This window comes from Variovorax sp. 01N425, from assembly GCF_056399465.1.
This window is the reverse complement of the sequence record NZ_JBFTRJ010000039.1, coordinates 2,501-5,653: the sequence shown is the minus strand read 5'-3', so window position 1 is coordinate 5,653 and position 3,153 is coordinate 2,501. Positions and strand designations below refer to the sequence as shown.

The 3,153-nt window shown below is 50.7% G+C and carries 2 rRNA genes; both read right to left on the bottom strand.

What is annotated here, in order from left to right:
* Positions 1–38 precede the first annotated feature (38 nt).
* Positions 39–151: ribosomal RNA gene (rrf, locus tag AC1DSC_RS32405) — 5S ribosomal RNA — on the bottom strand.
* Positions 152–279: 128 nt separating this feature from the next.
* Positions 280–3,152: ribosomal RNA gene (locus AC1DSC_RS32400) — 23S ribosomal RNA — on the bottom strand.
* Between the last annotated feature and the right edge of the window lies 1 nt (position 3,153).

The window sequence follows — 3,153 nt, the reverse complement described above, 5'->3', positions numbered from 1 at the left end:
GCCCAACACACCGTGTTGGGCTTTTCCTGGCTGTAAGAGCCTGACGATGACCTACTTTCACACGGGAACCCGCACTATCATCGGCGCTGACGCGTTTCACTGTCCTGTTCGGGATGGGAAGGAGTGGTACCACGTCGCTATGGTCATCAGGCATAACTTGTTGTCGTGCTGATCACATGATCAACACAACGAATTCATAGAGTTTGGAATCAGCTTTTGGCGAATTATTTTGAATGCGTCAACTTGGCATAACACCTTGATCTGATTGATCAAAGTTATAGGGTCAAGCCGCACGAGCAATTAGTATCAGTTAGCTTAACGCATTACTGCGCTTCCACACCTGACCTATCAACGTCCTGGTCTTGAACGACTCTTTAGGGGGCTCAAGGCCCCGGCAGATCTCATCTTGAAACGAGTTTCCCGCTTAGATGCTTTCAGCGGTTATCTCTTCCACACTTAGCTACTCGGCAATGCCACTGGCGTGACAACCGATACACCAGAGGTGTGTCCACTCCGGTCCTCTCGTACTAGGAGCAGGCTTCCTCAAATCTGCAGCGCCCACGGAAGATAGGGACCAAACTGTCTCACGACGTTTTAAACCCAGCTCACGTACCTCTTTAAATGGCGAACAGCCATACCCTTGGGACCGGCTACAGCCCCAGGATGAGATGAGCCGACATCGAGGTGCCAAACACCGCCGTCGATATGAACTCTTGGGCGGTATCAGCCTGTTATCCCCAGAGTACCTTTTATCCGTTGAGCGATGGCCCTTCCATACAGAACCACCGGATCACTATGTCCTGCTTTCGCATCTGCTCGACTTGTCAGTCTCGCAGTTAAGCACGCTTATGCCATTGCACTATCGTCACGATGTCCGACCGTAACTAGCGTACCTTCGAACTCCTCCGTTACGCTTTGGGAGGAGACCGCCCCAGTCAAACTGCCTACCATGCACTGTCCCCGATCCAGATAATGGACCTAGGTTAGAACCTCAAACACACCAGGGTGGTATTTCAACGTTGGCTCCACAAGATCTAGCGACCCTGCTTCAAAGCCTCCCACCTATCCTACACAGATCTGTTCAAAGTCCAATACAAAGCTACAGTAAAGGTTCATGGGGTCTTTCCGTCTTTCCGCGGGGAGATTGCATCATCACAAACATTTCAACTTCGCTGAGTCTCAGGAGGAGACAGTGTGGCCATCGTTACGCCATTCGTGCAGGTCGGAACTTACCCGACAAGGAATTTCGCTACCTTAGGACCGTTATAGTTACGGCCGCCGTTTACTGGGACTTCAATCAAGAGCTTGCACCCCATCATTTAATCTTCCAGCACCGGGCAGGCGTCACACCCTATACGTCCACTTTCGTGTTTGCAGAGTGCTGTGTTTTTAATAAACAGTCGCAGCCACCGATTTTTTGCAACCCATTCATGCTTCGTTGTTCACTACACACTAATAGGGCACACCTTCTTCCGAAGTTACGGTGTCAATTTGCCGAGTTCCTTCTCCTGAGTTCTCTCAAGCGCCTTAGAATACTCATCTCGCGCACCAGTGTCGGTTTGCGGTACGGTCGTATATAGCTGAAGCTTAGTGGCTTTTCCTGGAACCTCGTTCAGTCACTTCACGGACAAGTCCGCTCGATCGTTGGCCTCGGTATATGTGCACCGGATTTGCCTAATGCACGCCTACATCCAACTAAACCGGGATATCCAACACCCGGATGACCTATTAAGATCCGTCCCCACATCGCACTATATAACGGTACAGGAATATTGACCTGTTTCCCATCAGCTACGCATCTCTGCCTCGCCTTAGGGGCCGACTCACTCTACGCCGATGAACGTTGCGTAGAAAACCTTGCGCTTACGGCGAGGGGGCTTTTCACCCCCTTTAACGCTACTCATGTCAGCATTCGCACTTCTGATACCTCCAGCACGCTTTACAACGCACCTTCACAGGCTTACAGAACGCTCTCCTACCACTTGCAATAAATTGCAAATCCGCAGCTTCGGTAACTGGCTTAGCCCCGTTACATCTTCCGCGCAGGACGACTCGATCAGTGAGCTATTACGCTTTCTTTAAATGATGGCTGCTTCTAAGCCAACATCCTGACTGTTTTAGCCTTCCCACTTCGTTTCCCACTTAGCCAATTTTAGGGACCTTAGCTGGCGGTCTGGGTTGTTTCCCTCTTGAGTCCGGACGTTAGCACCCGGTGCTCTGTCTCCCAAGCTGTACTCATCGGTATTCGGAGTTTGCCTTGGTTTGGTAAGTCGCCATGACCCCCTAGCCAAAACAGTGCTCTACCCCCGATGGTAATACTTGAGGCACTACCTAAATAGTTTTCGGAGAGAACCAGCTATTTCCAAGTTTGTTTAGCCTTTCACCCCTATCCACAGCTCATCCGCTAGTTTTGCAACACTAGTCGGTTCGGACCTCCAGTACCTGTTACGGCACCTTCATCCTGGCCATGGATAGATCACTTGGTTTCGGGTCTACACCCAGCGACTGATCGCCCTATTCGGACTCGATTTCTCTACGGCTTCCCTATTCGGTTAACCTTGCCACTGAATGTAAGTCGCTGACCCATTATACAAAAGGTACGCAGTCACCCCTTACGAGGCTCCTACTTTTTGTAAGCACGCGGTTTCAGGATCTATTTCACTCCCCTCCCGGGGTTCTTTTCGCCTTTCCCTCACGGTACTAGTTCACTATCGGTCGATGATGAGTATTTAGCCTTGGAGGATGGTCCCCCCATATTCAGACAGGATTTCTCGTGTCCCGCCCTACTTGTCGTTAGCTCAGTACCACACAGGTCATTTCACGTACGGGGCTATCACCCGCTATGGCCAGTCTTTCCAAACTGTTCCGTTATGTCTTGTGCTATCACTAACAGGCTTCTCCGATTTCGCTCGCCACTACTTTCGGAATCTCGGTTGATGTCTTTTCCTCGAGCTACTGAGATGTTTCAGTTCACCCGGTTCGCCTCGCATGACTATGTATTCATCATGCGATACCTTTCGGTGGGTTTCCCCATTCGGAAATCTCCGGATCAAAGCTAATTTGCCAGCTCCCCGAAGCTTATCGCAGGCTATCACGTCCTTCGTCGCCTATCATCGCCAAGGCATCCACCACGTGCTCTTATTCACTTGACCC